Raw genomic sequence first — 23,888 nt, 5'->3', positions numbered from 1 at the left:
GGAGGAGCAGTATCATGATCAATGAAAAACGTTTATTAGACGAATTTTTAGAACTTGTTCAGATTGATTCCGAAACAAAACACGAAGAGAAAATTGTGGAAGTCTTAAAAGAAAAATTTTCGCTGCTTGGACTAAAAGTGGTGGAAGACGACTCAAAAGCGAAAACAGGCCACGGTGCAGGCAACCTCATCTGTACACTGGAAGGTACTCAAGAGGCTGATACCATCTATTTCACTTCTCATATGGACACAGTTGTTCCGGGCAATGGTGTAAAGCCGGTCATTGAAGACGGCTATGTGAAAACAGATGGAACAACTATTCTAGGTGCTGACGATAAAACAGGACTTGCGGCAATGTTTGAAGCAATCCGTGTGCTGAAAGAGAAGAATTTACCGCATGGAACGATTGAATTTGTCATCACAGCAGGTGAGGAATCAGGACTTGTCGGAGCAAAAGCGTTAGATCCAAAGTTGATGACAGCGGCATACGGCTATGCCCTTGATTCAGATGGCAAGGTCGGAACCATTATCGTTGCAGCGCCAACACAGGCGAAAGTACGCGCAACCATTTACGGAAAAACAGCTCACGCAGGTGTCGCGCCTGAAAAAGGTGTGTCAGCGATTACCATTGCATCAAAAGCCATTGCTAGTATGCCGCTTGGCCGAATTGATGAAGAAACAACGGCGAATATCGGCCGTTTTGAAGGCGGAACGCAAACGAATATTGTGTGCGATCAAGTCGATATCCTTGCTGAAGCACGCTCTTTAGAACCTGCAAAAATGGAAGCGCAAGTAGCGAAGATGAAAGAAGCCTTTGAAAAAACCGCTAAAGAAATGGGCGGAAGTGCCGATGTACACATTGACATCATGTATCCAGGCTTCAAATTCTCTCACGGCGATCAAGTGGTAGAAGTGGCGAAAAAAGCGGCTGCGAAAATTGGCCGTCCATCAGAACTACAGACGAGCGGCGGAGGCAGTGATGCAAACGTCATTGCAGGAAACGGCGTCCCAACTGTCAACCTAGCTGTTGGATATGAAGATATTCATACGAAAAATGAGAAAATGCCGATTGAAGAATTAGTCAAAACAGCTGAAATGGTTCTCGCCATTATCGAAGAAACGACAAATCCATCGTAAAGGCAGGAGACTCTGTGAGCACGCAAAAGATCATTATTTTCCAAGTGGGGCAAGAGGATTTTGGCATCAGTGTAGAACATATTCGTTCAATTGAGAAGGTCCCTTATTTACAAGAAGTATCGAACCTTCCAAAAGAAATAAAAGGACTCATGTCTTTAAGGGGAGAGGTCATTCCTGTCAGTGACACAGGCGTGATGCTTCACGGAAAGCCTCTTGATGTGAACGAGCAGTCCAAGGTATTGCTATTTGAATTAAACGAACAAATGGTAGGCTGTCTTGTCTCGGATGCAAAAGATATTATCGATATCGAACAAAGCGAGATCAAGCCATTTCATATGAACACAAAAGCCTCTGAATACTTCTTCGGCGTTGTGGAGAGAGAGAACAAGATGATTTTACAAGTGGACCCAAATAAGTTCCTTGGGAGAATTGAGGATCTCGATCAATTGCCAGCGCGGTTAAAAGAAAAATTGGCATAAAGAAGATCCCCTTATCTGATGATAAGGGGATTATTTTTATTCAGCAGCTGGGCTAGCTTGGTCGTTTGCCTCAGCTTTTGATTTTGATTTTTGGTACATGACATTCAAAATAATGGTTTGGACTGTGAGTAATAATCCGCTTGTCATCCAGTATAAAGGAAGGGCAGCGGGGGCATTAATTGAAATAAACAGCATCATGATTGGGAAAATCATGCCCATCACTTTGGCTTGCTTTAGCGCAGCCTCTGTCTGGGTGCCTGATTGCTTCGCAAACCTTTGCGTAACATAAAATTGCAAGAAATACATAGCGCCTGCAAAGATCGCGACCAATAGATCAGTTTGTCCTAAGTTAAACCATAGGAACGAATGTGTTGCGATCTCAGGTGTTGAACGGATCGCTGAGTAAAAGCCAAGAACAATTGGAATTTGAATCAGCATAGGCAGACAGCCCATTGCCAGCGGGTTCACATTGTTCTCTTTGTATACTTTCATCATTTCCATTTGTAATTCTTTTTGTTTTTCAGGTTCTTTCGTTTTCTTTAATTTGCTTTGAATGTCGTCAATTTGAGGCTTCACCAGTGCCATTTTCTCCTGCATGACTCTTTGCTTCTTAAATTGGTTCGCAAAAAGAGGGAAAATCAGCAGGCGGACGATCAAGGTTACGAACATAATCGATAAACCATAATCATCATGAAAGAAGTTCGCAAGCCAAATGATCAGCTCAGAAAAAGGCTGGACAAAATAATGATGGAAAAACCCATCAGAGCTCGCATTTGTCTGCCCACTCGCTGCAAAAGCAGGTGAGGCAATCATCATTAAACATAAAGTCGTACAAATCGTTAATAAACGTTTCAATTCGTTTCCTCCTCATTTTTTAAAAAATTAATTAGAGAGAGGAAGCGAATGGTCTTCATCATCGTTTGATGATCGTTTCATTCGAATGACTTTACTAATCCAAGTTGTAATGCGATCATATATGATAAACAGAAAGTCTGTTCGATTCAATAAAGATGCGTCCAACTCTTCCAAACGATGTCCACCGAGGTGTTCGTTCATACGGCAGTCTTTTAATAAAAACGCAATGCCGATGGCCGTCAGGGCTGGAAGAATAATCGTAAAGAATTCAACAAGGAAAAAGACTTCATTGAATGTATCAATAATCATGATTATCACATCCATTTCATTACTCACAGTGTACTATACACATTGTGAAATGTCTAACAGGACCAAGTGTTTTCTTTATTACGTGCAAATCCTTATTTTGTATAAAGTGGTATTTGTCATCCAAACTTCACCATTCCTATCTTATAATGAGGGGGAATAGAAGAAATGGAGGTTTTGAATATGACAAGTATTTACCCGAAGTTTCGAGCAGCTGCGGTACAAGCAGCCCCTATCTACTTAAATTTGGAGGCAACCGTTCAGAAATCATGTGAACTGATCGACGAAGCAGCTTCAAATGGTGCTAAACTTGTGGCATTCCCAGAAGCATTTTTACCTGGTTATCCTTGGTTTGCTTTTATTGGTCATCCAGAATATACAAGAAAGTTCTATCACAAATTATATAAAAATGCAGTCGAAATCCCTAGCTTAGTTATCCAAAAAATAAGCGAGGCAGCAAAAAGAAATGAAACGTACGTTTGTATATCATGCAGTGAAAAAGATGGCGGTTCCCTCTATTTAGCTCAACTTTGGTTTAACCCAAATGGGGATTTAATAGGAAAACATCGGAAAATGAGAGCTTCTGTAGCAGAAAGACTGATTTGGGGAGATGGAAGTGGAAGCATGATGCCTGTTTTTCAAACTGACATTGGCAATCTTGGCGGATTGATGTGCTGGGAGCATCAAGTACCACTAGATCTGATGGCGATGAATGCTCAAAATGAACAGGTGCATGTAGCATCTTGGCCAGGTTATTTTGATGATGAAATTTCAAGCAGATATTATGCTATTGCGACACAAACTTTTGTGCTGATGACTTCTTCAATCTATACGGAAGAAATGAAAGAGATGATTTGTTTAACGCAGGAGCAAAGAGATTACTTTGACACATTTAAGAGTGGGCATACGTGCATTTACGGTCCAGATGGAGAACCGATCAGTGATATGGTTCCAGCTGAAACAGAGGGAATTGCATACGCAGACATTGATGTGGAAAGAGTCATTGATTACAAGTATTATATTGATCCAGCTGGCCACTACTCCAATCAAAGCTTGAGTATGAATTTTAATCAGCAGCCGACTCCGGTTGTGAAACATTTGAATGACAATAAAAATGAAGTGTTAACATACGAGGCTATTCAATATCAAAATGGTATGCTTGAAGAAAAAGTATAATTCGTGAAACCTTCTCTTTTTTAGAGAAGGTTTTTTTGAGGAAAGATGAAATAAATCAATGTATAATTGAGCATAAAAGAGATTCATCATATTTGATCGATTCGGAACTTCTGATTAAAATATAGGAACTGAAGAAAATGGGGTTATGCCAATGTCAAATATTATTTTTCATATAGACATGAATGCGTTTTATGCCAATGTAGAAATGGCGTATGATCCTTCTTTGAGAGGGAAACCTTTAGCCATTAGCGGAAATGCGAAAGAGCGTAAAGGGATTGTGGTGACGTGCAGCTATGAGGCAAGAGCGCTAGGTGTAAAGCCCCCAATGCCGTTATGGGAAGCGAAGCGGCTTTGTCCGGGGCTGATTGTCCGTACACCAAACTTTGACCGGTACCGAAGCTCCTCACAAGAGATGTTTACGATACTAAGAGAATACAGCGATTTAGTCGAGCCAGTATCCATCGACGAGGGCTATATTGATTTAACGCATACGCCATATGCCGAGCACGCGTTGAAAACGGCTCATGATATTCAAACGAGGCTTGTAGAGGAGCTCATGCTTCCTTCAAGTATTGGCATTGCACCGAATAAATTTTTAGCGAAAATGGCGTCTAATTGGAAAAAACCAATGGGCATCACCATTTTGCGTAAACGAGATGTACCCCAAATGCTATGGCCGCTGCCAGCGGGTGACATGCACGGAGTTGGACAAAAAACGGCAGATAAATTGAAAACGATTGGCATTCACACCATTGAAGACTTAGCGAAAGCAAATGAGTATACACTAAAGGAATTACTGGGCATCAATGGACCGAGATTAAAGCAAAAGGCGAATGGTGAACATGACGGCATCGTAGACCCAGAAAGAATATACGATTTTAAATCCGTCGGTAATTCGTCAACCCTTCCTCATGATTCTGACGATCCAGATGAACTTGTCGCGTTAATTGATAAGCTATCACAATCTGTGAGTGCAAGGTTAAGAAGAAAAGAAGTGATGGCAAATCGGCTGCTCATCATGATTCGGTACGCAAGCTGGAAAAATATTACGCGAAGTGTCACCCTCACGAATCCAACGGATCGGAAGGAAGACTTATTTGAGGCAGCAAGGCAGTTATTCCTTAAACATTGGAATGACCAGCCTGTGAGACTCTTAGGTGTGACGGGGACAGATCTTGTAGAACGAAAAGCAGCCGTTAAACAGCTTGATTTATTTTCCTATACAGAAGATGCAAAAGAAGAGCCTCTTCAAACCATTTTAGAAGGCCTGAAAGAAAAGTATGGAAAATCACTCGTTCAAAGAGGGATAACTATCAAGGAAGAAGAGAGCAAAACAAGTGGAACAAGTTTTAATAAAGACTTTTTTCAGGACAAAAGAGGAAATGACTAGCCTGAAAACTTGATAAAAGAGGTGGTGTTGTGGTAATTTCAAAGGGTACATCATTTCAGCAGTAATCAATATAGTGTGTTAGAAGGGACGTCAGAATTATGTCAAAACAACAAATCGGTGTGGTTGGACTAGCCGTTATGGGGAAAAACCTTGCCCTTAATATTGAAAGCCGCGGGTTCTCCGTGTCCGTTTATAACAGATCTAGCAGCAAAACGGAAGAATTTCTTCAAGAATCAAAAGGGAAAAACGTTGTAGGCACATACAGCATCGAAGAATTTGTTCAGTCGCTTGAAACACCGCGTAAAATTCTTTTAATGGTAAAAGCTGGTGCAGCAACGGATGCAACCATTCAATCATTACTTCCTCACCTAGAGAAAGGTGACATCTTAATTGATGGTGGAAATACATATTACAAGGATACGCAAAGACGTAATCAAGAGCTTGCGGAAAGTGGTATCCACTTCATTGGTACAGGTGTTTCTGGCGGTGAAGAAGGGGCACTAAAAGGTCCATCGATCATGCCTGGCGGTCAAAAAGAAGCGCATGAACTAGTGAAACCAATTTTAGAAGCGATCTCTGCGAAAGTAGATGGCGAGCCATGTACAACGTATATCGGCCCAGATGGAGCAGGACATTATGTCAAAATGGTCCATAACGGCATCGAGTACGGAGACATGCAATTGATTTCTGAATCATACTTTATCTTGAAGCATGTGGCTGGTTTGTCAGCAGAGGAGCTTCATGAAGTATTCTCAGAATGGAATAAAGGTGAGCTTGACAGCTATTTAATCGAAATTACAGCTGATATTTTCACAAAAGTGGATGAAGAAACAAACCAGCCGCTTGTGGATGTGATCTTAGATAAAGCTGGACAAAAGGGAACTGGAAAATGGACGAGCCAAAGTTCTCTTGATCTAGGTGTTCCGCTTCCAATCATTACTGAGTCTGTTTTCGCGCGTTACATTTCAGCAATGAAAGATGAGCGTGTTGAAGCAAGTCAATTAATCGAAGGTCCTAAGCCAGCACAATCAGCAGAGAATAAACAAGAGCTGATCGAAGCGGTTAGAAAAGCCTTATTCATGAGTAAAATCTGCTCATATGCACAAGGTTTTGCGCAAATGAAAGCAGCATCTGATGAGTATAACTGGGATTTAAAATACGGTGAAATTGCAATGATCTTCCGTGGTGGCTGTATCATTCGTGCAGCCTTCTTACAACAAATTAAAGAAGCATATGACCGTAATCCAGAACTGAAAAACCTATTGCTTGATCCTTACTTTAAGGATATTGCTCAAAGCTATCAATCATCTCTTCGTAAAGTCATTTCACTTGCAGTGGAGCAAGGAGTTCCTGTTCCTTCATTCTCAAGTGCACTTGCTTACTTTGATAGCTATCGCACAGCTGTCCTGCCAGCGAACTTAATTCAAGCGCAGCGTGACTATTTCGGTGCACATACGTATGAGCGCACAGATAAAGAAGGCATCTTCCATACAGAATGGATGAAATAAACATAGAATGACTGAAAAACCTTACCCTTTGGTAAGGTTTTTTTGTGTTTGCATCTTTTCGGCTAAAAATGCGAAAAAGAGGGATGCTATGTAAAAAAGAAAAGAAAGTAGGGATCGAAGTGGGCATCTTATATGCACTTCTCCCAGCGATATTTTGGGGAAGTATTGTTCTCATCAGTGTCAAACTTGGCGGGAATGCTTACCAGCAAACCCTCGGTATTACGCTTGGCGCATTTATATTTTCAATTGCAGCCTTCTTCATCAAAATGCCAGAGCTGACACCGTTTATTTTTGCGGTTTCTGTCATTTCAGGCATCTTTTGGAGCATTGGACAAATGAATCAGCTTTCAAGTGTTGCGTTTCTCGGAGTCTCGAAGGCGGTTCCTTTGTCAACCGGCATGCAGCTTGTGAGCACTACGTTATTTGGCGTCATGGTCTTCAAAGAATGGCAAACGATGACGGTCATACTCATTGGTTCTTGTGCCATTTTACTGATTATTGCAGGTGTTGTGCTGACATCGCTCGGTCAAAAAAAGAATGGCGGTGGAAACGGTGGGGGCAATTTCAAAAAAGGGATCATGATTCTGCTCATCTCAACGGTTGGTTATGTCGGATATGTTGTTATTTTGCGATGGTTTCATATTGATGGCTGGTCTGCCCTCGTTCCGCAATCGGTCGGCATGCTGCTTTCATCCTTGGCGATTAGTCTTAAGCAGAACCCGTTTAGTAAATATACGTTTAAAAATATCATTGCCGGGCTTGTTTGGTCGACAGGAAATCTCGGACTTCTTTTGGCCATTCCGCTCATTGGTGTCGCCGTAAGTTTTTCGATGTCACAGACAGGGATCGTTATCTCGACATTAGGCGGCATTTACTTATTAAAAGAGAAAGCATCCAGAACAAGCTTTGTCATTGCAGGCTGCTTGATGATCATTGCAGGCGGCGTGCTATTAGGATTTACAAAATAGGAGGGTAAACGAATGTATCCAGATTTAGAAGGAAAAACAGTCGTGATTACAGGAGCTGGTACAGGAATAGGTCAAGCGATGGCGCGCCGGTTTGGACAAGAAAAAGCCAATGTGGTAATTAATTATTTCTCCGACAAAGAAAACCCGGACGACACGATTGCTGAGATTCAGAAAAGTGGCGGACAGGCTGTCAAAATTAAAGGAGATGTATCAAAGGAAGAGGATATGAAGGCAATGATTGATCAAGCTGTCGATACATATGGCAGTCTTGATGTCATGATTAATAATGCAGGAATTGAAAATGAAGTCCCTTCAACGGAGATGACGCTAGATAATTGGAACAAAGTGATGTCCACCAATTTAACAGGTATGTTTTTAGGCTGCCGTGATGCATTGAAGTATATGACAGAACATGGAATTGAAGGATCGATCATTAATATGTCATCGGTCCATCAACAAATTCCATGGCCGCATTTCGTCCATTATGCAGCAAGTAAAGGAGGCGCTAAGCTTTTAACAGAAACGCTGGCACTAGAATATGCCCCTAAAAAAATCCGCGTAAACAGCATTGCACCAGGCGCAATTGATACCCCGATCAATGCCGAAAAATTTGATGATCCAGCATTGAAAAAAGGCGTGATAGAACTGATCCCAATTGGTTATATTGGAAAACCAGAAGAAGTAGCAGCATGTGCTGTCTGGCTGGCGTCAAAAGAGGCAAGCTATGTGACAGGGTTGACGTTATATGTAGACGGCGGTATGACGAAGTACCCTGGATTCCAAGCAGGAAAAGGATAAGAAGAAACAAAAAGAGCGTACACACACATACGCTCTTTTTTATATAAAATACAGACAAATGATTCTAAATGTCTAGACATTTAAAAATAAAAATATATAATATTAACTGGAAGCGCTTTTATTACAACAATGGGGTGAGAGAAATGAAACGTATTTTATTAGCATGCAGTTCAGGAATGTCTACGAGTTTACTAGTTACAAAGATGAAGGCTCATGCCGACTCAATAGGGGACGAGGCAGAAATTTGGGCAGTTGGACAAGATCAAGCGAGGAAAGAAATGGCGAATGCGGATGTTGTGTTAATTGGCCCGCAAATGAGCTTTTTAAAAGGGGATCTTCAAAAAGAAGCAACAAAATACGGGATTGCAGTAGAGGTCATCGATATGCAGGCGTATGGGCTTGCCGATGGACAAAAAGCGTATGAACAAGCCGTTTCATTGATGGAGGAAGCGTAAAGAATGGAAAAGAAAACACTCGAAGGGCTCACGGAAGAACAAGTCAGTTTTCAATTGATCTTACACAGCGGTAATGCACGCAGCAAATTGCTTCAATCTCTGAAACAATTTCGAGAAGGTCAAGAAGATGAGGCATTTGGTCTCATGAAAGAAGCCGAAGAAGATTTACGTCATGCACATGGCATCCATTTTCAACTCGTACAGCAAGAGGCAGGCGGGGAGAAAACGCCTTTCTCCTTATTGCTCATGCACGCAGAAGACCACTTAATGTCGACTATTACGATGAAGGAGCTTGTGGGAGAGCTCCTGCCGATTTTCCAATCGCTTAAACAATAAAGGGTGTAAACAAGGGGGGAAACCAATGTTTGATAAAATAAGTGCCATTTTGGTTCCGATTGCTGGGAGACTGAACAATAACCGCTATTTAGGTGTATTACGGGATGCCTTTATGCTTGCGTTCCCGCTTACTATTTTTGGTTCCATAATGGTTGTGCTAATGAATTTGCCATTTTTAGATAAAATCATGAGTCAAACCGCACTGGAAGGCGTCCAGTCTGCACTGAATATCGCGCCAAGTGCGACCATCAGCATTATGAGTGTGTTTGTTGTATTTGGGATTGGCTACTATTTATCGAAAAGCTATGATGTGGAAGCTGTCTTTGGCGGCGTGATTGCTTTAGCCTCTTTCCTACTTCTAACGCCATTTTTACTAGAACAAGAAGGCGGTGCATCTATTGCAGGCGTGATCCCAGTCGATCGTTTAGGAGCAAAGGGGATGTTCCTTGGGATGATCACAGGCTTTTTGTCTGCTGAAATTTATCGTTATTTTGTCCAAAAGAAATTTGTCATTAATATGCCGCAAGGGGTTCCGCCAGCTGTTTCAAAGTCTTTTGCTGCACTGATCCCGGCTACTTTGACACTCACAACCTTTTTACTGATCAATATCATCATTACACAAGGCTTCAAAACAAACATGCATGACTTGATTTATCATGCGATTCAGGCACCGCTTGTCGGACTTGGAAGCGGTATCATTCCTACCTTGATCGCTGTTTTCTTTATACAAATTCTTTGGTTCTTTGGGCTTCACGGCCAAATTATTATCAACTCTGTCATGGACCCCATTTGGAATACGTTGTCCATTCAAAACCTAGAGAGCTATACAAAAACTGGTGAGGTTCCAAATATCATCAGCAAGCAGTTTATCGAAATTTATACAGTTGGCATGGGCGGAACCGGTATGACGCTAGCTGTCGTGTTTACGATTTTAATTTTCCTGAAAAGTAAGCAATTAAAACAGGTAGCAAAGCTAGGCTTAGGACCAGGATTATTTAACGTCAATGAACCGATTATTTTCGGCTTACCGATTGTCATGAACCCGCTTATTCTTATTCCATGGATTTTGGCGCCAATGGTTATTACATGTATTTCGTATTTTGCGATGGCATCAGGCATTGTACCACCACCGACTGGCGTGAATATTCCCTGGACGGTGCCGATCTTTATAAGCGGAATCATGGCAACCAATTCACTAGCGGGCGGTCTTCTTCAGCTGTTTAACCTGATGATCGTGTTTGTCATTTGGTTCCCGTTCCTGAAGTTTATTGACCGTATGAATGTGAAAAATGAAAAAATAACCACAACGGAAAAAACAAAAACAACTAACATCAAAGGTGAGGGAGACTCAATACATGTCGATGGAAAATAACAAGCAAATATATACATTTCCAGAAGGTTTCTGGTGGGGATCTTCTGCCTCTGCCACGCAAACAGAAGGAAGCGTCCCTGGTGATGGAAAAGGACCGAATATTTGGGATCATTGGTTTGAGCAAGAGCCGACTCGTTTTTTTGATGGCGTTGGACCGAATGTGACATCTCAATTTTACCGAAAATATAAAGAGGATATTCGTCTGATGAAAGAAATTGGGCACAATTCATTCAGATTGTCCATTTCATGGTCACGTCTCTTGCCTGAAGGGACAGGTGCGGTCAATGAAGAAGCAGTATCTTTTTACAATGATGTGATCAACGAATTGATTACACATGATATTGAGCCGTTTGTGAACCTGTACCATTTCGATATGCCAATGGCACTTCAGGAAAAAGGCGGCTGGGTCAACAGACAGGTAGTAGATGATTATGTGAGCTATGCAGAATTGTGCTTTCAATTATTTGGCGACCGGGTGAAAAAATGGTTTACCCATAATGAACCGATCGTTCCTGTAGAGGGCGGATATATGTATAACTTTCATTATCCAAACGAAGTTGATTTCCAAAAGGCTGTACAGGTCGGTTATCATGAACTTTTATCAAATGCGAAGGCGATTGCGGCTTATAAAAAGCTGAAGCAAGGCGGTAAGATTGGCATCATCCTTAATCTTACCCCATCTTATCCGAGAAGCCAGAATCCGTGCGATGTAGAAGCAGCTGAGATGGCGGATGCTTTCTTTAACCGTTCCTTCCTAGATCCTGCGGTGAAGGGACATTTCCCAGAGAAACTAGTAGAGGTCTTAAAGAAAGAAGGCTTTATGCCGAGTATGGAAGAAGGAGACCTTGAGCTCATTCGAGAGAATACCGTCGACCTCCTTGGAATCAACTATTATCAGCCAAGAAGAGTGAAAGCGAAAGAGCATATGCCGCATCCAAATGCACCATTTATGCCAAATCATTATTTTGATGCATTTGACATGCCGGGAAGAAAAATGAATGTGTATCGTGGCTGGGAAATCTATGAAAAAGGCATTTATGATATATTGAAAAAAGTCCAAACAGACTATGATAATATTGAATGTTTTATTTCTGAAAATGGAATGGGTGTTGAAGGAGAAGAGCGGTTTAAGGATGAAGAAGGAATGATTCATGACGATTACCGCATTGACTTTATTTCAGAGCATCTGAAATGGGTGCATCAAGCCATTCAAGAAGGAAGTAATGTAAAAGGCTATCATCTGTGGACCTTTATGGATAACTGGTCATGGTCGAATGCCTATAAGAATCGCTATGGATTTGTCTCAGTTGATCTTCAAGAAGACGGAAAACGTACGATTAAGAAAAGTGGATACTGGTTTCAATCGGTATCAGAAAATAACGGTTTTTAATCAAGATACTTGCTCTTTCCTTGAAAAGGGCAAGTATTTTTCTTATGTGACGGTAAATGGATGAAACAAAAATGGCTGGTACCTTTTAAGCTCACTAGGCTTAGTGTAGAATGAGAGGAAGCTATGAAAAAACAAGTCAGTTGGTGGTGTGAGATGAAAAAGTACGAACTCATTTCAGAAGAAATCAGAAAACGAATAGGAACAGCATATTATCCAGAAGATCAACCCATTCCAGATGAAAACTCGCTTGCCGCTGAATTTCAATGCAGCCGAATGACGATGAAGCGTGCGCTCGATCTTCTCGTAGCAGAAGGTCTCCTCTTTAGAAAAAGAGGTCACGGTACATTTATTGTGAAGGCAGCGCTCAATCAAGGGGCAATCAATGTGTCAGGACATGAAAATAAAGGGTTCACAAAAGTCATGGCGGATAAAAACGTCACGACGCAAATCATTCACTTTGATGTCCATTTTCCAAGCAAAGAGGTGGCAGCCCACCTATCCATAGACTCCACCACACCCATTTATGACATCATCCGTCTCCGTCTTGTGGACGAGGAGCCATACGTATTAGAAAAAACGTTTATGCCCGTCAATCTTATTAAGGGAATAGATGAAGAGGTTTTATTGGGATCAATCTATGGCTACATATCAAATGATTTGAATTTAAAGGTGGCAGGCGCGCATAAGAAAATTAGAGCGGCTAAATCAGACGAGCTAGACCAGCAATATTTAGGCTGTGACCCAACGGATCCTGTGCTAGAGGTCGAGCAGGTTGCTTATTTAAACACAGGTCGGCCGTTTGAGTACTCCTTTAGTCATCATCGCTATGATAAGTTCGACTTTTCAACGGTTGAAATTACGAAAACAGGACGTTAAAAAAAGAGCAGAACCCCCAAGGGAGACTGCTCTTTTTTATATCATTTTATATATTCCACCAATGATACCCATCTTTTTCTAGAAGCTGATCGGCTTCTTTCGGTCCCATAGAACCAGCAGGATAATTTGGTTTTAATGTTTTGTTTTCTGCCCATTTTTCAGAAATCGGATCAACAAAGTTCCAAGAAAGCGCCACTTCATCCCAGTGAGCAAAGTTCGTAGCATCACCCAGCAAGCAGTCATGAATCAGCTTTTCATATGCTTCTGGTGTATTCATGATGTCATTATGATTTGTTTGGTAGTCGAGCTTAATCGGCTTTGCAAATGTACCACCATCAAGCTTGCGAGCGTTCAGGTGAAGGGTGATACCTTTATCTGGCTGAATATGAATGACGAGTAAGTTCGGATGCATGGAATTTCCGTTACCATAGTACAGGTTCATTGGAATGTCTTTAAATTGAACAACGATTTGAGTAGATTTCTTTTCTAAACGTTTTCCAGTACGAATGTAAAATGGCACGCCGGCCCATCTAAAGTTATCGATGAGCAGTTTCCCTGCAACGAATGTTTCCGTGTTTGAGTTCGGGTCAACATTTTGCTCTTCAAGATATGAAGGAACCATGCCGCCATCAACCGTACCAGCATCATACTGTCCGCGGACAAAGAATTGATCGACCTCATCTTTAGAGAAAGGACGAAGAGCGCGTAATGCTTTCCGTTTTTCGCTGCGGATTTCCTCGGTATTCAGCTTAATTGGCGGCTCCATTGCTAAAAGTGCAACCATTTGAAGCATATGGTTTTGGACCATATCTCTTAGAGCACCTGAACTTTCGTAATAGCGGGCCCGGTCTTCAACCCCTAATGACTCACTAGATGTAATTTGAATGTTTGAGATATATCGGTTTGTCCAAAGTGGTTCAAAGATGGCATTTGCAAAACGGATGACCTCAATGTTTTGAACCATTTGTTTACCGAGATAGTGGTCAATACGATAAATCTGATCTTCAGAGAATGCATCTCGAATTTCTTCATTTAACTTTTTCGCACTTGGCAAGTCATGGCCAAATGGTTTTTCGATGACAAGTCTTGACCAGCCAGTTGTTTTTGATACACCTTCACTTTTTAGGAACTTTGCAATCGTTCCGAAGAATTCCGGTGCCATCGCTAAATAGAACATCCGGTTGTTTGGGATACTGTACGTATCTTCAAGGCCTGTTAGAAGTGTGTTAAGCGATTGATAGGAAGCAGGGCTTGATACGTCAAAGTCGTGATAATAAAAATGTGAACTGAATTCCTCTATTTTCGCTTCTGCATCATCAGAAGAAACAGATTCTTTTACCACAGCTCTTAGATCCTCATGAGACCACGGACGGCGTCCAACACCGACTACGGCGAATTGATCGCCAAGTTTTCCGCTATGATAAAGTCTATGTATAGAAGGGTAGAGCTTGCGTTTGGCAAGATCTCCTGTTGCGCCAAAAATGACAATGACTGCTTTTGGATTGTTAGTTTCTGTATTCACGAAAAGTACCTCACTTTATTCGTAGCATTGTTGTAAAAACCGAGAATGTATGTACATTTTCTTTATTTTAAAGGTTCATTGTTCGTAAAGCAAACATTTGATTCGACTTTTTCTGCTCTCGTTTGACTTTTTTCGAAAATTCCGCTGAATTCACATTTACCTTGTCTTCATGTATTCTATATGAATAAAGATATTGTATACCGGCTTTAGGAGGAAAAGTAATGGAACTGCTCTTTTTAGGAACGGGTGCAGGCATTCCTGCGAAAACTAGAAACGTCACTTGCACTGCACTAAAGCTTTTAGAAGAAAGAAAAGCAGTGTGGCTTTTTGATTGCGGAGAAGCGACGCAGCATCAAATATTACATACAACGATTAAACCGAGAAAGATTGAGAAAATATTTATCACTCATATGCATGGTGATCATGTATACGGTCTCCCAGGACTGCTTGGGAGCAGATCCTTCCAAGGCGGAGAAGATGAACTAACGATCTATGGACCTAAGGGCATCAAAGCGTTTGTGAACGCAGCACTTTCAGCTACACAAACGCATTTGACATATCCGCTGCATATCATAGAGATAGATGAAGGGATCGTATTTGAAGATGATACCTTTCAAGTAGAAGCAAGAAGAGTATCTCACGGGATTCCAGCTTACGGCTATCGGGTAGTAGAAAAAGATGTACCAGGTGCATTAAAAGCCGAAGATCTAAAAGAAATCGGTGTAAAACCTGGACCTTTGTATCAGAAGTTAAAAAATGGGGAAACCGTGACGCTCGAAGATGGAAGAATCATTGATGGAACCGATTATTTGGAACCCCTTAAAAAAGGGAGAATCGTTGCATTTTCAGGAGATACCCGTTTATGCGAGAATATAACAAGGCTTGCCAAGGATGCGGATGTGTTAGTCCATGAAGCAACATTCGGTAAAGAAGATGCTGAGCTAGCCCACAATTATTATCACAGCACGACAGAACAAGCAGCGAAAACAGCGCAGGAAGCAGGCGCAAAAAGATTAATTTTGACCCATATTAGTGCACGTTACCAGGGAGAAGAGGCACTAAAACAACTATTGAAAGAGGCACGCGATATATTCCCGCTGACAGAAGCTGCACAGGATTTCTCTTCTTTTTCCATTGACCGCACCCTGTAAAAATTGGATGAAACGTCAAAAAAAGTTGTGTGATTTTTTTGATATTTATAATGACTCTCTTTTTCAGGTAGTGGTAAAATGGTGAAGAAAAAACAAATGACGAATGAAACTATGAAGAATACGGGAGGCACAATCAAAGATGAGCGGTTTTACAGCGTTAAGTGAAGCAGAATTAAATGACCTATATGCAGCACTACAAAATGAGTACGAAACGTTTAAAAGTAAAAACTTACACTTAGACATGTCTAGAGGAAAACCTTCACCAAAACAGCTCGATTTGTCTATGGGTATGCTCGATGTTGTGACATCAAAGGATGCGATGACGGCTGAAGATGGCACAGATGTGCGTAACTATGGCGGTTTGACAGGGCTCCCTGAAACGAAGACATTTTTTGCAGATGTGCTCAATCTGAAGCCAGAACAAATCATCATCGGCGGTAATTCCAGCCTGAATATGATGCACGATACCATTGCCCGTGCCATGACCCACGGTGTATATGACAGCAAAACACCTTGGGGAAAGCTGCCAAAGGTAAAATTCCTTGCACCAAGTCCAGGATATGACCGTCACTTTTCCATTTGTGAGCTATTTAACATAGAGATGATCACGGTAGATATGAAAGCTGATGGACCTGATATGGATCAGGTCGAAAAATTGGTCGCAGAGGATGAAGCGATTAAAGGCATTTGGTGTGTACCAAAATATAGCAACCCAGATGGCATTACGTATTCAGATGAGGTGGTTGACCGCCTTGCTTCGATGAAAACAAAAGCAGACGACTTCCGCATTTTTTGGGATGATGCATACGCAGTCCATCACCTAACGGATACGCCTGATACGTTAAAAGATATTTTTCAAGCAGTAGAGGAAGCAGGGCACCCTAATCGTGTATTTATGTTTGCATCTACTTCTAAAATTACATTCCCAGGCTCAGGTATTGCACTCATGGCATCTAGCCCGGATAATGTGAGCTTCACTCAAAAACAATTATCGATTCAAACAATCGGACCAGACAAAATCAATCAATTAAGACACCTTCGTTTCTTCAAGAATCCAGAAGGCTTGAAGGAACATATGAGAAAACATGCAGCGATCATTAAGCCAAAGTTTGACCTCGTTCTTTCCATTCTTGATGAAACACTTGGCGGGAAGGACATTGCAGAATGGCACAAGCCAAATGGCGGATATTTTATTAGTTTAAATACACTTGATCATTGTGCAAAAGCTGTTGTGCAAAAGGCAAAAGAAGCTGGTGTGACCATGACAGGTGCAGGCGCGACTTATCCTTATGGAAAAGACCCGCTTGATCGTAACATTCGCATTGCGCCAACGTTCCCATCACTTGAAGAACTAGAGCAAGCGATTGACATCTTTACATTATGTGTTCAGCTTGTCAGCATTGAAAAGCTGCTGTCTAAAAAAAGTCAGTCAGCTCCAACGGCATAAAGAAAAAAACTCCTTGACGCAAAACTAGTCAAGGAGTTTTTGTTTTTAATTGGCTGTTTGATAATAGGAAACAGGTTGTTTGGCTGCGCACCATACATCATAGATCGCAAGCTGCACAATATGCGGTTCATCATGATGAATATAGTGCGAGCTGTTCTGCGCTTGAATCCATCCGCTTTGGGATGACAAAGACAGCATCCGTTTATGAAGTCTGAGCCATGCCTCGTGTGCTGGATGAAACAATCGGCTCTTACCTGATGAAATGACAAGGAGCGGCATCATCCCATAATGGGTTTGCTCCTCTTTCATTGTGCTGAGCATTTGCTGAAAATCCTCATGCGTACATTCTGCTGTAAACTGCGCCATATATGAGGTGCGTTCTTCCTTTGATAAAAGCGGCAGGATCACCTGCTCTTGCTCCTCACTTGCTGGGTCTAACAGCACCATGCCAATGACGTCATCCCCTCTGCGGCTTGCCCATAACCGGCTGACAAGAGAGCCAAATGAGTGAGCCACAATGAGAAAAGGCGGCTGGATATTGGCTTCTTTTAGCAGCGCATCTAAATCATCTGCAAGATCATGCAATGTTCTTCCTTCACTGCTCTCACTGCTTTTTCCATTTCCTAATCGATCATATAAGAAAACCCCAAGCTCAGGATCAATATCGCGGGCCATATTCGACCACGTATCACCCGAAATGCCGTAGCCTGCTTCAAAGATAATGGTGGCTTGCCTTTTGCCCTGACGATGTTTTGTATAAAAATGATGTCCATCTATATGATACATTCTTTCAATCATTGCCGAGTTCATTCTTCCATCTCCTCTAAGTGGTTCTTTAGCTAAAAGACGGCACAAAAGGCAGATATGTTTCTCTTAAAAACAAAAAAGATGCCTATTTCAAAAAATAGACACCTTTTTCCTATGCATTTTTACCAAGCGCGGTCATATTGACGCGGGCTTTCGATGGATGTACGAAGCTCTTCAGCAGCTGTTTTTGGGAAGTATGGATCCCGTAAAAATTCTCTGCCTATAAAAATTAAGTCTGCACGCTGATTTCGTAAAATCTCCTCTGCCTGTACACCAGATGTGATCAGACCGACAGCACCTGTTTGAATACCGGCACCTGCTTTGATTTTTTCTGCGAAGGTCACTTGGTAGCCAGGGAATGTGCTGATTTTCGCCTGTACGACAGCGCCTGAGCTGACATCGATTAAGTCGACACCTTGTTCCTTCAGCCATGTAGCAATGCCAATGTAATCAGCAATATCAAGTCCTTTTGTCGTGTAATCAGAAGCCGACACACGGACAAATAATGGGCCGTCCCATACTTCATTGACTGCATCGACGACTTCTCTTAAGAAACGATAACGGTTCTCTGGTGAACCGCCATAATCATCTGTTCGATGATTTGCCAGCGGTGAAAGGAATTCATTAATCAAATAGCCATGCGCCCCATGAATTTCAATGATGTCAAAGCCGGCCTTTTTTGCCCGGACTGCTGCATCCTGAAACGCCTGAACAGTATCTTTGATTTGATCGACGGACATCTGGACAGGGGTTTTAGACTGTTCATCAAATGGAATGCTAGATGGTGCCAGGATGTCACCATCTAGTTCAGCTTTACGTCCTGCATGAGCCAGCTGGATGGCTGTCTTGGTTCCGTATGCTTTGATTTGTTCGTTTAATAAAGCGAAGCCTTCAATGTGCTCATCACTCCAAATCCCGAGGTCTTGATCACTAATTCTTCCCTCGGGGGAAACGGCACTTGCCTCCACCATGATCAGGCCAGCTTGACCTTGGGCACGGGAAATATAATGTGTAAAGTGGAAAGGCTGTAATTTCCCATCCCGATCATAGGATGAATACATACACATCGGAGACATCACGATGCGGTTTTTCAGCGTCACACCTTTTAATGTCCAAGGTGAAAAGAGTTTTGTTTCCAAATACCTTCGCCTCCTCATAGAATTGTATAGCCGATTATAACAGCCATTCAAACTTTCGTCATAAAAGGTGCTCAAAGAATATAGCTTTTATACACGTTTTTGTATAATGGAGAAATAGAGAAAGCAAAGGGGGAGAACGAATGAAATGGCAAACAGAGAGTGAACGAAAGGAACTGCTCACAGCTCTTATGCAGTATGAAAGCATATCGGGTACAACTGGAGAAGTTGCGTTAGCTGAATATTTATATTATTTACTGAGGGAGCGGCCTTATTATAAGCAGAATCCTGATCATTTGGCTTTGCATCCGATGAAAGATGGACGGTATTATTTAACGGCGCTTGTAAAGCGCAGTTCTCTTTCTCGTACCGTTTTGCTGCTTAGTCACTTCGATGTCGTCGATACAGAAGATTACGGTGAATTTCAAAACATGGCATGCAAGCCAGAGGAGTTAATGGCGTCATTTTCTCAAAAAAGTGCGCTTCTCCCAAAAAGAGCAAGAGAAGATCTAGCTTCAGGCGACTGGTTGTTTGGAAGAGGTGCCATGGATATGAAGGCAGGTCTTACTGTACAGCTGTCTATGCTGGAGAGAGCGATGGCAGAGACATTTGATGGAAATGTGCTACTCGTCACAGTGCCGGATGAAGAAGTGAATTCTCAAGGAATGCTTGAAGCTGTTCCAAAACTAAAGGAGCTTAAGGAAAAGCATAACCTTGACTATACCGCATGCTTAAACAGTGAGCCTATGTTTGAAACATATCCGGGTGATGAACATTATTATATGTATACAGGCAGTATAGGGAAGGTGCTGGCCGGATTTTTCTGCAAAGGAATTGAAACACATGTAGGAGAGCCGTTCTCAGGCTTAAATGCGAATTTTATGGTATCTGCATTAAACCGGCTGTTAGAGCTGAATAGTGATTATTGTGAGGAAGTAGATGGGGAAGTCACGCCGCCCCCAACTAACTTAATGCAAAAGGATTTAAAAGAAGCCTATTCCGTTCAAACACCTCACACCGCTGTTTCTTTATTTAATGTGCTGATGATGAATCGTTCAAGTGAAGAACTGCATGGGCTTCTTTATGACACGGCGAAACAAGCAGCAGACCAAATCGAAGCTGATCTCAAACAAAAAACAGCAGATTTTCAGCGCTTTAAACACTTTACACCAATAGACACTCAGGTTACGGTTCTCACGTATCACGAGCTGTATCAAAAAGCCGCAGAACGCTCTGGCGAACAGGAAGTCGAGCGCATTGTCAACTATGCATTCGCCAATCGAGGTGAGCTTGGAGATCGTGATTTTTCAACCAAAATCGTCTCTGAGCTGACGACGCTTTGTAAGGAAGAAGGGCCGCTGATTGTTTTATTTTATAGTCCGCCATTTTATCCAGCGGTTTCCTCAACGGAAGATCCGCATATTCAAGCCACCTTACAGAGGATTCAAATAGAGGCAAAGAATAGTTATGGGCTTGAAATAGAAGAAGTGAAATATTTTCCGGGATTGTCTGATTTAAGTTACTTACAGCTCGAAAAACAGGACGTAGGGCATTACACGACCAATATGCCGCTTTACCAGAAAGGCTATTCTTTACCGGAAGGAGAAAAGGGAGCACTTTACGTTCCAGTCATCAACGTGGGTCCATTAGGAAAGGATCCACACAAATGGACAGAGCGCCTGCACATCCCGTTCTCATTTGGCATTTTGCCAGAATTATTAGACTCAGCGATTCATGCTTTGTTAGAGAAAAAGTAAGTATATGATGAAGAGCCCTATCGTGATGATTGGGCTTTTTATTTTTAAATAAACGATCCGACGACTTAGATAAATAGAGTATGATAAAGAATATGACTTACATTTATTTGAAGGGGATGGTGAGAATGAAATGGAAACTGGAAAATTAACAAAAACAGAAATTACTACATCGCTTCAGGAAAGTATCCGTGAACTAGAACAGCTAGTGGGGACATGTGATGAGCACACACTAGATCAATCTTTGGGAGAGGGCAAGTGGTCGATCAAGCAAATTGCAGGGCATTTGTATGATACAGAAGAAGTCTGGTCAGAGCGAATAAAGCAAGCAATATCAAATGACCATACGCCTTTTCAATCGTATGATCCTGAAATGTATGTGAAGGAAAGAGCTTACGAAAGATTTAACGTACAGGAAATCAAAGCATTGATTAAAAGACTGAAAGAGAGAAGAAGCAAGACACTTCATCTATTAGAAAACGATACATGGGAGCAATCAGGTCTGCATCCTGAAGAAGGGGTGATGACAGTGCAAATATTAGCTGAAACGATCGCCTTACATGAACTACATCATCTCGATCAAATCAAAGCCATCATGTCAATGAGTGAATCATCTGCATGAGGAGATGCTAATTAGTGAAGCATCAAGAATTGTTAATCGATATGAATTTTTATCAGGCACGTAATTCTTTATTAGAACAAGCCATTTTTAAAAAAGAACCGAAGTGTGAAACAGGCAGTTTGCATCAAGTTGCTAGTGAGAAAAAATAGATGTGTATGTCAAAAAGCACCTGTCATCAACACAGGTGCTTTTCTCTATCATTTATACGTGCTTGCTGAAAACATTTCGTTTAATTCTGCTGCTCGTTTTGTTGCGGTTTTGACACAATCGACAACGGCTTCTTCAAATTGATAGGCAGCAAGTGTGTTCAGGCCGGCTTCTGTCGTTCCGCCTTCACTTGTGATCTCTTTGCGCAGTTCAGCAGGTTCTTTACCGCTGCTTTGAAGCATGTTGGCGGCACCCGCAATCATTTGGCAGATGAGCAGCTTCGCTGTTGCTTGGTCCATCCCAAGTTCCGAAGCGCCTCGCTCCATTCCTTCAATCAAATGATAAATGAAGGCAGGACCGCTTCCTGCAATAGCTGTAACAGCATTAAGCTGTGATTCATCTAATACCGTCACATGACCGATCGTTTCAAACAGCTCGATTGCTTTATTCTTTTGATCCTCTGTCACTTCTTGACTGACAGAAATGCCTGTTGCTGATTGCTGAATGGCGGCTGATGTATTTGGCATCGCGCGAACCACTGCAGTCTTCTCGCCAGCATAGTGTTGGATCGTTTCAATTGAGATGCCTGCTAAAATCGAAATGATCAGCTGCCCTTGTAAATGAGGCCGAACTTCAGATATCCCGCTTTCAGCATCTTTCGGTTTTAAAGCAAATACGAGAATATCCGCTTCTTCATAAATAAAAGAACGAGAGAAATCCGTTTTGACCCCATAACGCACCTTTAATTCTTCTAGACGTTTTTCATTCGTTTTGTTTGTGACAATAATATCTTCGTTTGACATGATGCCGCTTTTTAATAAACCTTTCATCATCGACTCTGCCATTGAGCCTGCACCAATAAATCCAATTTTACTCATAAGCCGCTCCTCCTTGTAGAAAATAAAAAAACCTCTCGCCTGAAAAGGACGAAAGGTTTTTCGCGGTACCACCCTCAATTAGCATGCAAATATGCATACTCAGCTCTAGTCCCTTAACGCGGGAAACGTTTAGGTTTGCCTAACAGCTCAAAGGGCAGGTTCAGCAAATAAGAGGATGGTGAGGTCTTACAGCCGGCGGACCTCACTCTCTTGCATCATTATTTTGCTTACTAATCCTTGTCATCACGCATTTTATATTTGTTGTTCATTATGCAACGATGGACAAGTTTGTGTCAATAGGGACAGATAAAAAAATTGACCGCCTAAACCGCATGACAGTCTGCCCTTTGCAGGATACAATGAATAAAGAAGACGAAGTGACAATGAATCATGAGTCAAAAAGCAGGAGATGACATAAAAAAGTGAAAGAAGACATCATTCAATTATCTATCCCGACCCCTTTTGCTGTGGGGGATGTACATGCATATATTTTAAAAGGAGAAGCTGTGACTTTAGTGGACTGCGGGCCGATGACAGAAGAGGCGGAGCACGCCTTTGTCACGCAATTACATGAGCATCGTCTATCAATTGACGATATTGATCAAGTGGTGTTGACCCATCATCATGCAGATCATGTCGGTCTTTTAAATTTGATGAAACCTCATGTCCGTGTGATTGGACATGAGTTAAATGAGCCGTATATTAGCCAGGACCCTGTGTTTAAAGAGCGTCAAATTGCTTTTACGAAACACCTTTTTCAGCAGTTAGGTGTGCCGCTTCGCCCTGATGAGTGTGAAAGAATCGTGAAGCAATCTTATACATATTCCTGTACTGCACATGTAGATGACGTCATCAAAGAAGGAGATCGGTTGAAAGGGCATGAACATTTTTTCGTCATGGAAACACCGGGACATGCACAATCTCATCTTTCCTTTCTAGATGAAACAACGGGCCACTTCATTGGTGGAGACCTTCTTTTGACGACTATTTCCTCAAACCCGTTAATGGAAGCGCCGTATGAAGGGGAGGAACGCCAAAAATCGCTGCTTCAATATAAAGCATCACTCAATCGATTACTTCATCTGCCGATCAAGACGATTTATCCAGGACACGGGCAGCTTATCACGTCTCATCATGAATTGATCAAAGAAAGATTTAAGAAACAAGAAAAACGGGCAAATACGATGTATCAGCTGCTTAAACGAAAAGAAATGACTGCCTTTCATCTTTGCCGCAAGCTATTTCCAGTGCTGTATGAAGAGGCCTTGTTTTTAACGATGTCAGAGACAGTTGGGCAGCTGGATGTCCTCTTAGAAGCTGGACAAATTGAAGAAGTGCAAAAAGATGGAATTCTCTATTACAGGGCAAACTAAGGAGTG

At 41.8% G+C, this 23,888-nt stretch carries 24 protein-coding genes and 1 other annotated feature; of the genes, 18 read left to right on the top strand and 6 right to left on the bottom strand.

Annotation, left to right across the window (positions count from 1 at the left end):
• Positions 1–14: 14 nt before the first annotated feature.
• On the top strand, positions 15–1,136 hold the full coding sequence (locus tag SB660_RS07675; protein WP_058014730.1) for a M20/M25/M40 family metallo-hydrolase: 1,122 nt from the start codon (positions 15–17) through the stop codon (positions 1,134–1,136).
• Positions 1,137–1,150: 14 nt separating this feature from the next.
• The gene (locus SB660_RS07670; protein ID WP_410582014.1) at positions 1,151–1,615 is read left to right on the top strand and encodes a chemotaxis protein CheW; all 465 of its coding nucleotides are present in this window, start codon (positions 1,151–1,153) and stop codon (positions 1,613–1,615) included.
• Positions 1,616–1,651: 36 nt separating this feature from the next.
• On the opposite strand, the gene SB660_RS07665 is transcribed toward SB660_RS07670, so the two are convergent.
• Positions 1,652–2,470 carry a membrane protein insertase YidC gene (locus SB660_RS07665; RefSeq protein WP_058014732.1) on the bottom strand — a complete coding sequence of 273 codons (819 nt, stop codon included), beginning with the start codon at positions 2,468–2,470 and terminating at the stop codon, positions 1,652–1,654.
• A gap of 27 nt (positions 2,471–2,497) precedes the next feature.
• Complete coding sequence (locus SB660_RS07660) at positions 2,498–2,779, bottom strand: hypothetical protein (protein WP_003215677.1); 282 nt, start codon at positions 2,777–2,779, stop codon at positions 2,498–2,500.
• 180 nt (positions 2,780–2,959) lie between these two features.
• On the opposite strand from SB660_RS07660, the gene SB660_RS07655 reads away from it, so the two are divergent.
• From SB660_RS07655 to SB660_RS07610, 10 genes are all read left to right on the top strand, one after another.
• Complete coding sequence (locus tag SB660_RS07655; RefSeq protein ID WP_257474624.1) at positions 2,960–3,952, top strand: carbon-nitrogen hydrolase family protein; 993 nt, start codon at positions 2,960–2,962, stop codon at positions 3,950–3,952.
• Between the two features lie 145 nt (positions 3,953–4,097).
• On the top strand, positions 4,098–5,342 hold the full coding sequence (locus SB660_RS07650) for a DNA polymerase IV (protein ID WP_410582011.1): 1,245 nt from the start codon (positions 4,098–4,100) through the stop codon (positions 5,340–5,342).
• Between the two features lie 98 nt (positions 5,343–5,440).
• Entirely contained in the window at positions 5,441–6,850 is a 1,410-nt protein-coding gene (gene gndA / locus SB660_RS07645; protein ID WP_058014734.1) for an NADP-dependent phosphogluconate dehydrogenase, read from the top strand.
• 119 nt (positions 6,851–6,969) lie between these two features.
• Positions 6,970–7,818 (top strand): GRP family sugar transporter, encoded by an 849-nt coding sequence (locus SB660_RS07640; RefSeq protein WP_180310791.1) that lies wholly within the window; start codon positions 6,970–6,972, stop codon positions 7,816–7,818.
• Positions 7,819–7,830: 12 nt separating this feature from the next.
• Complete coding sequence (locus SB660_RS07635; protein WP_058014736.1) at positions 7,831–8,616, top strand: glucose 1-dehydrogenase; 786 nt, start codon at positions 7,831–7,833, stop codon at positions 8,614–8,616.
• Between the two features lie 143 nt (positions 8,617–8,759).
• Positions 8,760–9,071: a PTS sugar transporter subunit IIB gene (locus SB660_RS07630; protein WP_061408468.1), complete on the top strand. Its 312-nt coding sequence runs from the start codon at positions 8,760–8,762 to the stop codon at positions 9,069–9,071.
• Positions 9,072–9,074: 3 nt separating this feature from the next.
• Complete coding sequence (locus SB660_RS07625) at positions 9,075–9,407, top strand: PTS sugar transporter subunit IIA (protein WP_058014737.1); 333 nt, start codon at positions 9,075–9,077, stop codon at positions 9,405–9,407.
• Positions 9,408–9,432: 25 nt separating this feature from the next.
• A complete protein-coding gene (gene celB / locus SB660_RS07620; RefSeq protein ID WP_012010487.1) occupies positions 9,433–10,779 on the top strand; it encodes a PTS cellobiose transporter subunit IIC in 1,347 nt (448 codons plus the stop codon).
• A complete protein-coding gene (locus SB660_RS07615) occupies positions 10,763–12,169 on the top strand; it encodes a glycoside hydrolase family 1 protein (RefSeq protein WP_410582007.1) in 1,407 nt (468 codons plus the stop codon). Before celB ends, SB660_RS07615 begins: the two co-directional genes overlap by 17 nt.
• Positions 12,170–12,322: 153 nt before the next feature.
• Positions 12,323–13,045 carry a GntR family transcriptional regulator gene (locus SB660_RS07610; protein WP_003215808.1) on the top strand — a complete coding sequence of 241 codons (723 nt, stop codon included), beginning with the start codon at positions 12,323–12,325 and terminating at the stop codon, positions 13,043–13,045.
• A 46-nt stretch (positions 13,046–13,091) separates the two neighbouring features.
• Here SB660_RS07610 and zwf read toward each other — a convergent pair whose 3' ends face one another.
• Positions 13,092–14,567, bottom strand: a complete 1,476-nt coding sequence (gene zwf / locus SB660_RS07605) for a glucose-6-phosphate dehydrogenase (RefSeq protein WP_410582005.1) — start codon at positions 14,565–14,567, stop codon at positions 13,092–13,094.
• A gap of 221 nt (positions 14,568–14,788) precedes the next feature.
• On the opposite strand from zwf, the gene rnz reads away from it, so the two are divergent.
• Both rnz and SB660_RS07595 read left to right on the top strand, forming a co-directional pair.
• A complete protein-coding gene (gene rnz / locus SB660_RS07600) occupies positions 14,789–15,718 on the top strand; it encodes a ribonuclease Z (protein ID WP_410582003.1) in 930 nt (309 codons plus the stop codon).
• A gap of 139 nt (positions 15,719–15,857) precedes the next feature.
• Positions 15,858–17,165 carry an aspartate aminotransferase type Ic gene (locus SB660_RS07595; RefSeq protein ID WP_061408458.1) on the top strand — a complete coding sequence of 436 codons (1,308 nt, stop codon included), beginning with the start codon at positions 15,858–15,860 and terminating at the stop codon, positions 17,163–17,165.
• A gap of 45 nt (positions 17,166–17,210) precedes the next feature.
• Here SB660_RS07595 and SB660_RS07590 read toward each other — a convergent pair whose 3' ends face one another.
• Together SB660_RS07590 and namA are read right to left on the bottom strand one after the other, a co-directional pair.
• Positions 17,211–17,975: an alpha/beta fold hydrolase gene (locus SB660_RS07590; protein ID WP_058014742.1), complete on the bottom strand. Its 765-nt coding sequence runs from the start codon at positions 17,973–17,975 to the stop codon at positions 17,211–17,213.
• 119 nt (positions 17,976–18,094) lie between these two features.
• Positions 18,095–19,111 (bottom strand): NADPH dehydrogenase NamA, encoded by a 1,017-nt coding sequence (namA, locus tag SB660_RS07585; protein ID WP_410582000.1) that lies wholly within the window; start codon positions 19,109–19,111, stop codon positions 18,095–18,097.
• Positions 19,112–19,251: 140 nt separating this feature from the next.
• Between namA and SB660_RS07580 the strand changes: the two genes are divergently transcribed.
• The 3 genes from SB660_RS07580 (at position 19,252) to SB660_RS07570 (ending at position 21,633) form a co-directional block, all read left to right on the top strand.
• On the top strand, positions 19,252–20,865 hold the full coding sequence (locus SB660_RS07580) for a M20/M25/M40 family metallo-hydrolase (protein ID WP_410581998.1): 1,614 nt from the start codon (positions 19,252–19,254) through the stop codon (positions 20,863–20,865).
• A 130-nt stretch (positions 20,866–20,995) separates the two neighbouring features.
• Positions 20,996–21,484, top strand: coding sequence for a DinB family protein (locus SB660_RS07575; protein WP_058014744.1), 489 nt, complete (start codon positions 20,996–20,998; stop codon positions 21,482–21,484).
• 14 nt (positions 21,485–21,498) lie between these two features.
• Positions 21,499–21,633 carry a hypothetical protein gene (locus SB660_RS07570; protein ID WP_410581996.1) on the top strand — a complete coding sequence of 45 codons (135 nt, stop codon included), beginning with the start codon at positions 21,499–21,501 and terminating at the stop codon, positions 21,631–21,633.
• Between the two features lie 48 nt (positions 21,634–21,681).
• On the opposite strand, the gene proC is transcribed toward SB660_RS07570, so the two are convergent.
• Positions 21,682–22,509, bottom strand: coding sequence for a pyrroline-5-carboxylate reductase (proC, locus tag SB660_RS07565; protein ID WP_058014745.1), 828 nt, complete (start codon positions 22,507–22,509; stop codon positions 21,682–21,684).
• 41 nt (positions 22,510–22,550) lie between these two features.
• Positions 22,551–22,762: a binding site (T-box leader), on the bottom strand.
• Between the two features lie 169 nt (positions 22,763–22,931).
• Between proC and SB660_RS07560 the strand changes: the two genes are divergently transcribed.
• Positions 22,932–23,882: an MBL fold metallo-hydrolase gene (locus SB660_RS07560; RefSeq protein WP_410581994.1), complete on the top strand. Its 951-nt coding sequence runs from the start codon at positions 22,932–22,934 to the stop codon at positions 23,880–23,882.
• Positions 23,883–23,888 lie beyond the last annotated feature (6 nt).

The organism is Bacillus sp. SIMBA_005 (genome assembly GCF_046535585.1).
In the GTDB taxonomy this organism is placed as follows: domain Bacteria; phylum Bacillota; class Bacilli; order Bacillales; family Bacillaceae; genus Bacillus; species Bacillus pumilus.
This window is presented reverse-complemented; position numbering and strand designations above follow the sequence as displayed.

What these genes read in the sequence shown, in the direction of transcription:
- SB660_RS07675 (WP_058014730.1), top strand. Translation starts at nt 15, where the DNA reads ATGATCAATGAAAAACGTTTATTAGACGAATTTTTAGAACTTGTTCAG.
- SB660_RS07660 (WP_003215677.1), bottom strand. Translation starts at nt 2,779, where the DNA reads ATGATTATTGATACATTCAATGAAGTCTTTTTCCTTGTTGAATTCTTT.
- SB660_RS07655 (WP_257474624.1), top strand. Translation starts at nt 2,960, where the DNA reads ATGACAAGTATTTACCCGAAGTTTCGAGCAGCTGCGGTACAAGCAGCC.
- SB660_RS07650 (WP_410582011.1), top strand. Translation starts at nt 4,098, where the DNA reads ATGCCAATGTCAAATATTATTTTTCATATAGACATGAATGCGTTTTAT.
- gndA (WP_058014734.1), top strand. Translation starts at nt 5,441, where the DNA reads ATGTCAAAACAACAAATCGGTGTGGTTGGACTAGCCGTTATGGGGAAA.
- SB660_RS07635 (WP_058014736.1), top strand. Translation starts at nt 7,831, where the DNA reads ATGTATCCAGATTTAGAAGGAAAAACAGTCGTGATTACAGGAGCTGGT.
- SB660_RS07630 (WP_061408468.1), top strand. Translation starts at nt 8,760, where the DNA reads ATGAAACGTATTTTATTAGCATGCAGTTCAGGAATGTCTACGAGTTTA.
- SB660_RS07625 (WP_058014737.1), top strand. Translation starts at nt 9,075, where the DNA reads ATGGAAAAGAAAACACTCGAAGGGCTCACGGAAGAACAAGTCAGTTTT.
- celB (WP_012010487.1), top strand. Translation starts at nt 9,433, where the DNA reads ATGTTTGATAAAATAAGTGCCATTTTGGTTCCGATTGCTGGGAGACTG.
- SB660_RS07615 (WP_410582007.1), top strand. Translation starts at nt 10,763, where the DNA reads ATGTCGATGGAAAATAACAAGCAAATATATACATTTCCAGAAGGTTTC.
- SB660_RS07610 (WP_003215808.1), top strand. Translation starts at nt 12,323, where the DNA reads ATGAAAAAGTACGAACTCATTTCAGAAGAAATCAGAAAACGAATAGGA.
- rnz (WP_410582003.1), top strand. Translation starts at nt 14,789, where the DNA reads ATGGAACTGCTCTTTTTAGGAACGGGTGCAGGCATTCCTGCGAAAACT.
- SB660_RS07595 (WP_061408458.1), top strand. Translation starts at nt 15,858, where the DNA reads ATGAGCGGTTTTACAGCGTTAAGTGAAGCAGAATTAAATGACCTATAT.
- SB660_RS07590 (WP_058014742.1), bottom strand. Translation starts at nt 17,975, where the DNA reads ATGAACTCGGCAATGATTGAAAGAATGTATCATATAGATGGACATCAT.
- SB660_RS07580 (WP_410581998.1), top strand. Translation starts at nt 19,252, where the DNA reads ATGAAATGGCAAACAGAGAGTGAACGAAAGGAACTGCTCACAGCTCTT.
- SB660_RS07575 (WP_058014744.1), top strand. Translation starts at nt 20,996, where the DNA reads ATGGAAACTGGAAAATTAACAAAAACAGAAATTACTACATCGCTTCAG.
- proC (WP_058014745.1), bottom strand. Translation starts at nt 22,509, where the DNA reads ATGAGTAAAATTGGATTTATTGGTGCAGGCTCAATGGCAGAGTCGATG.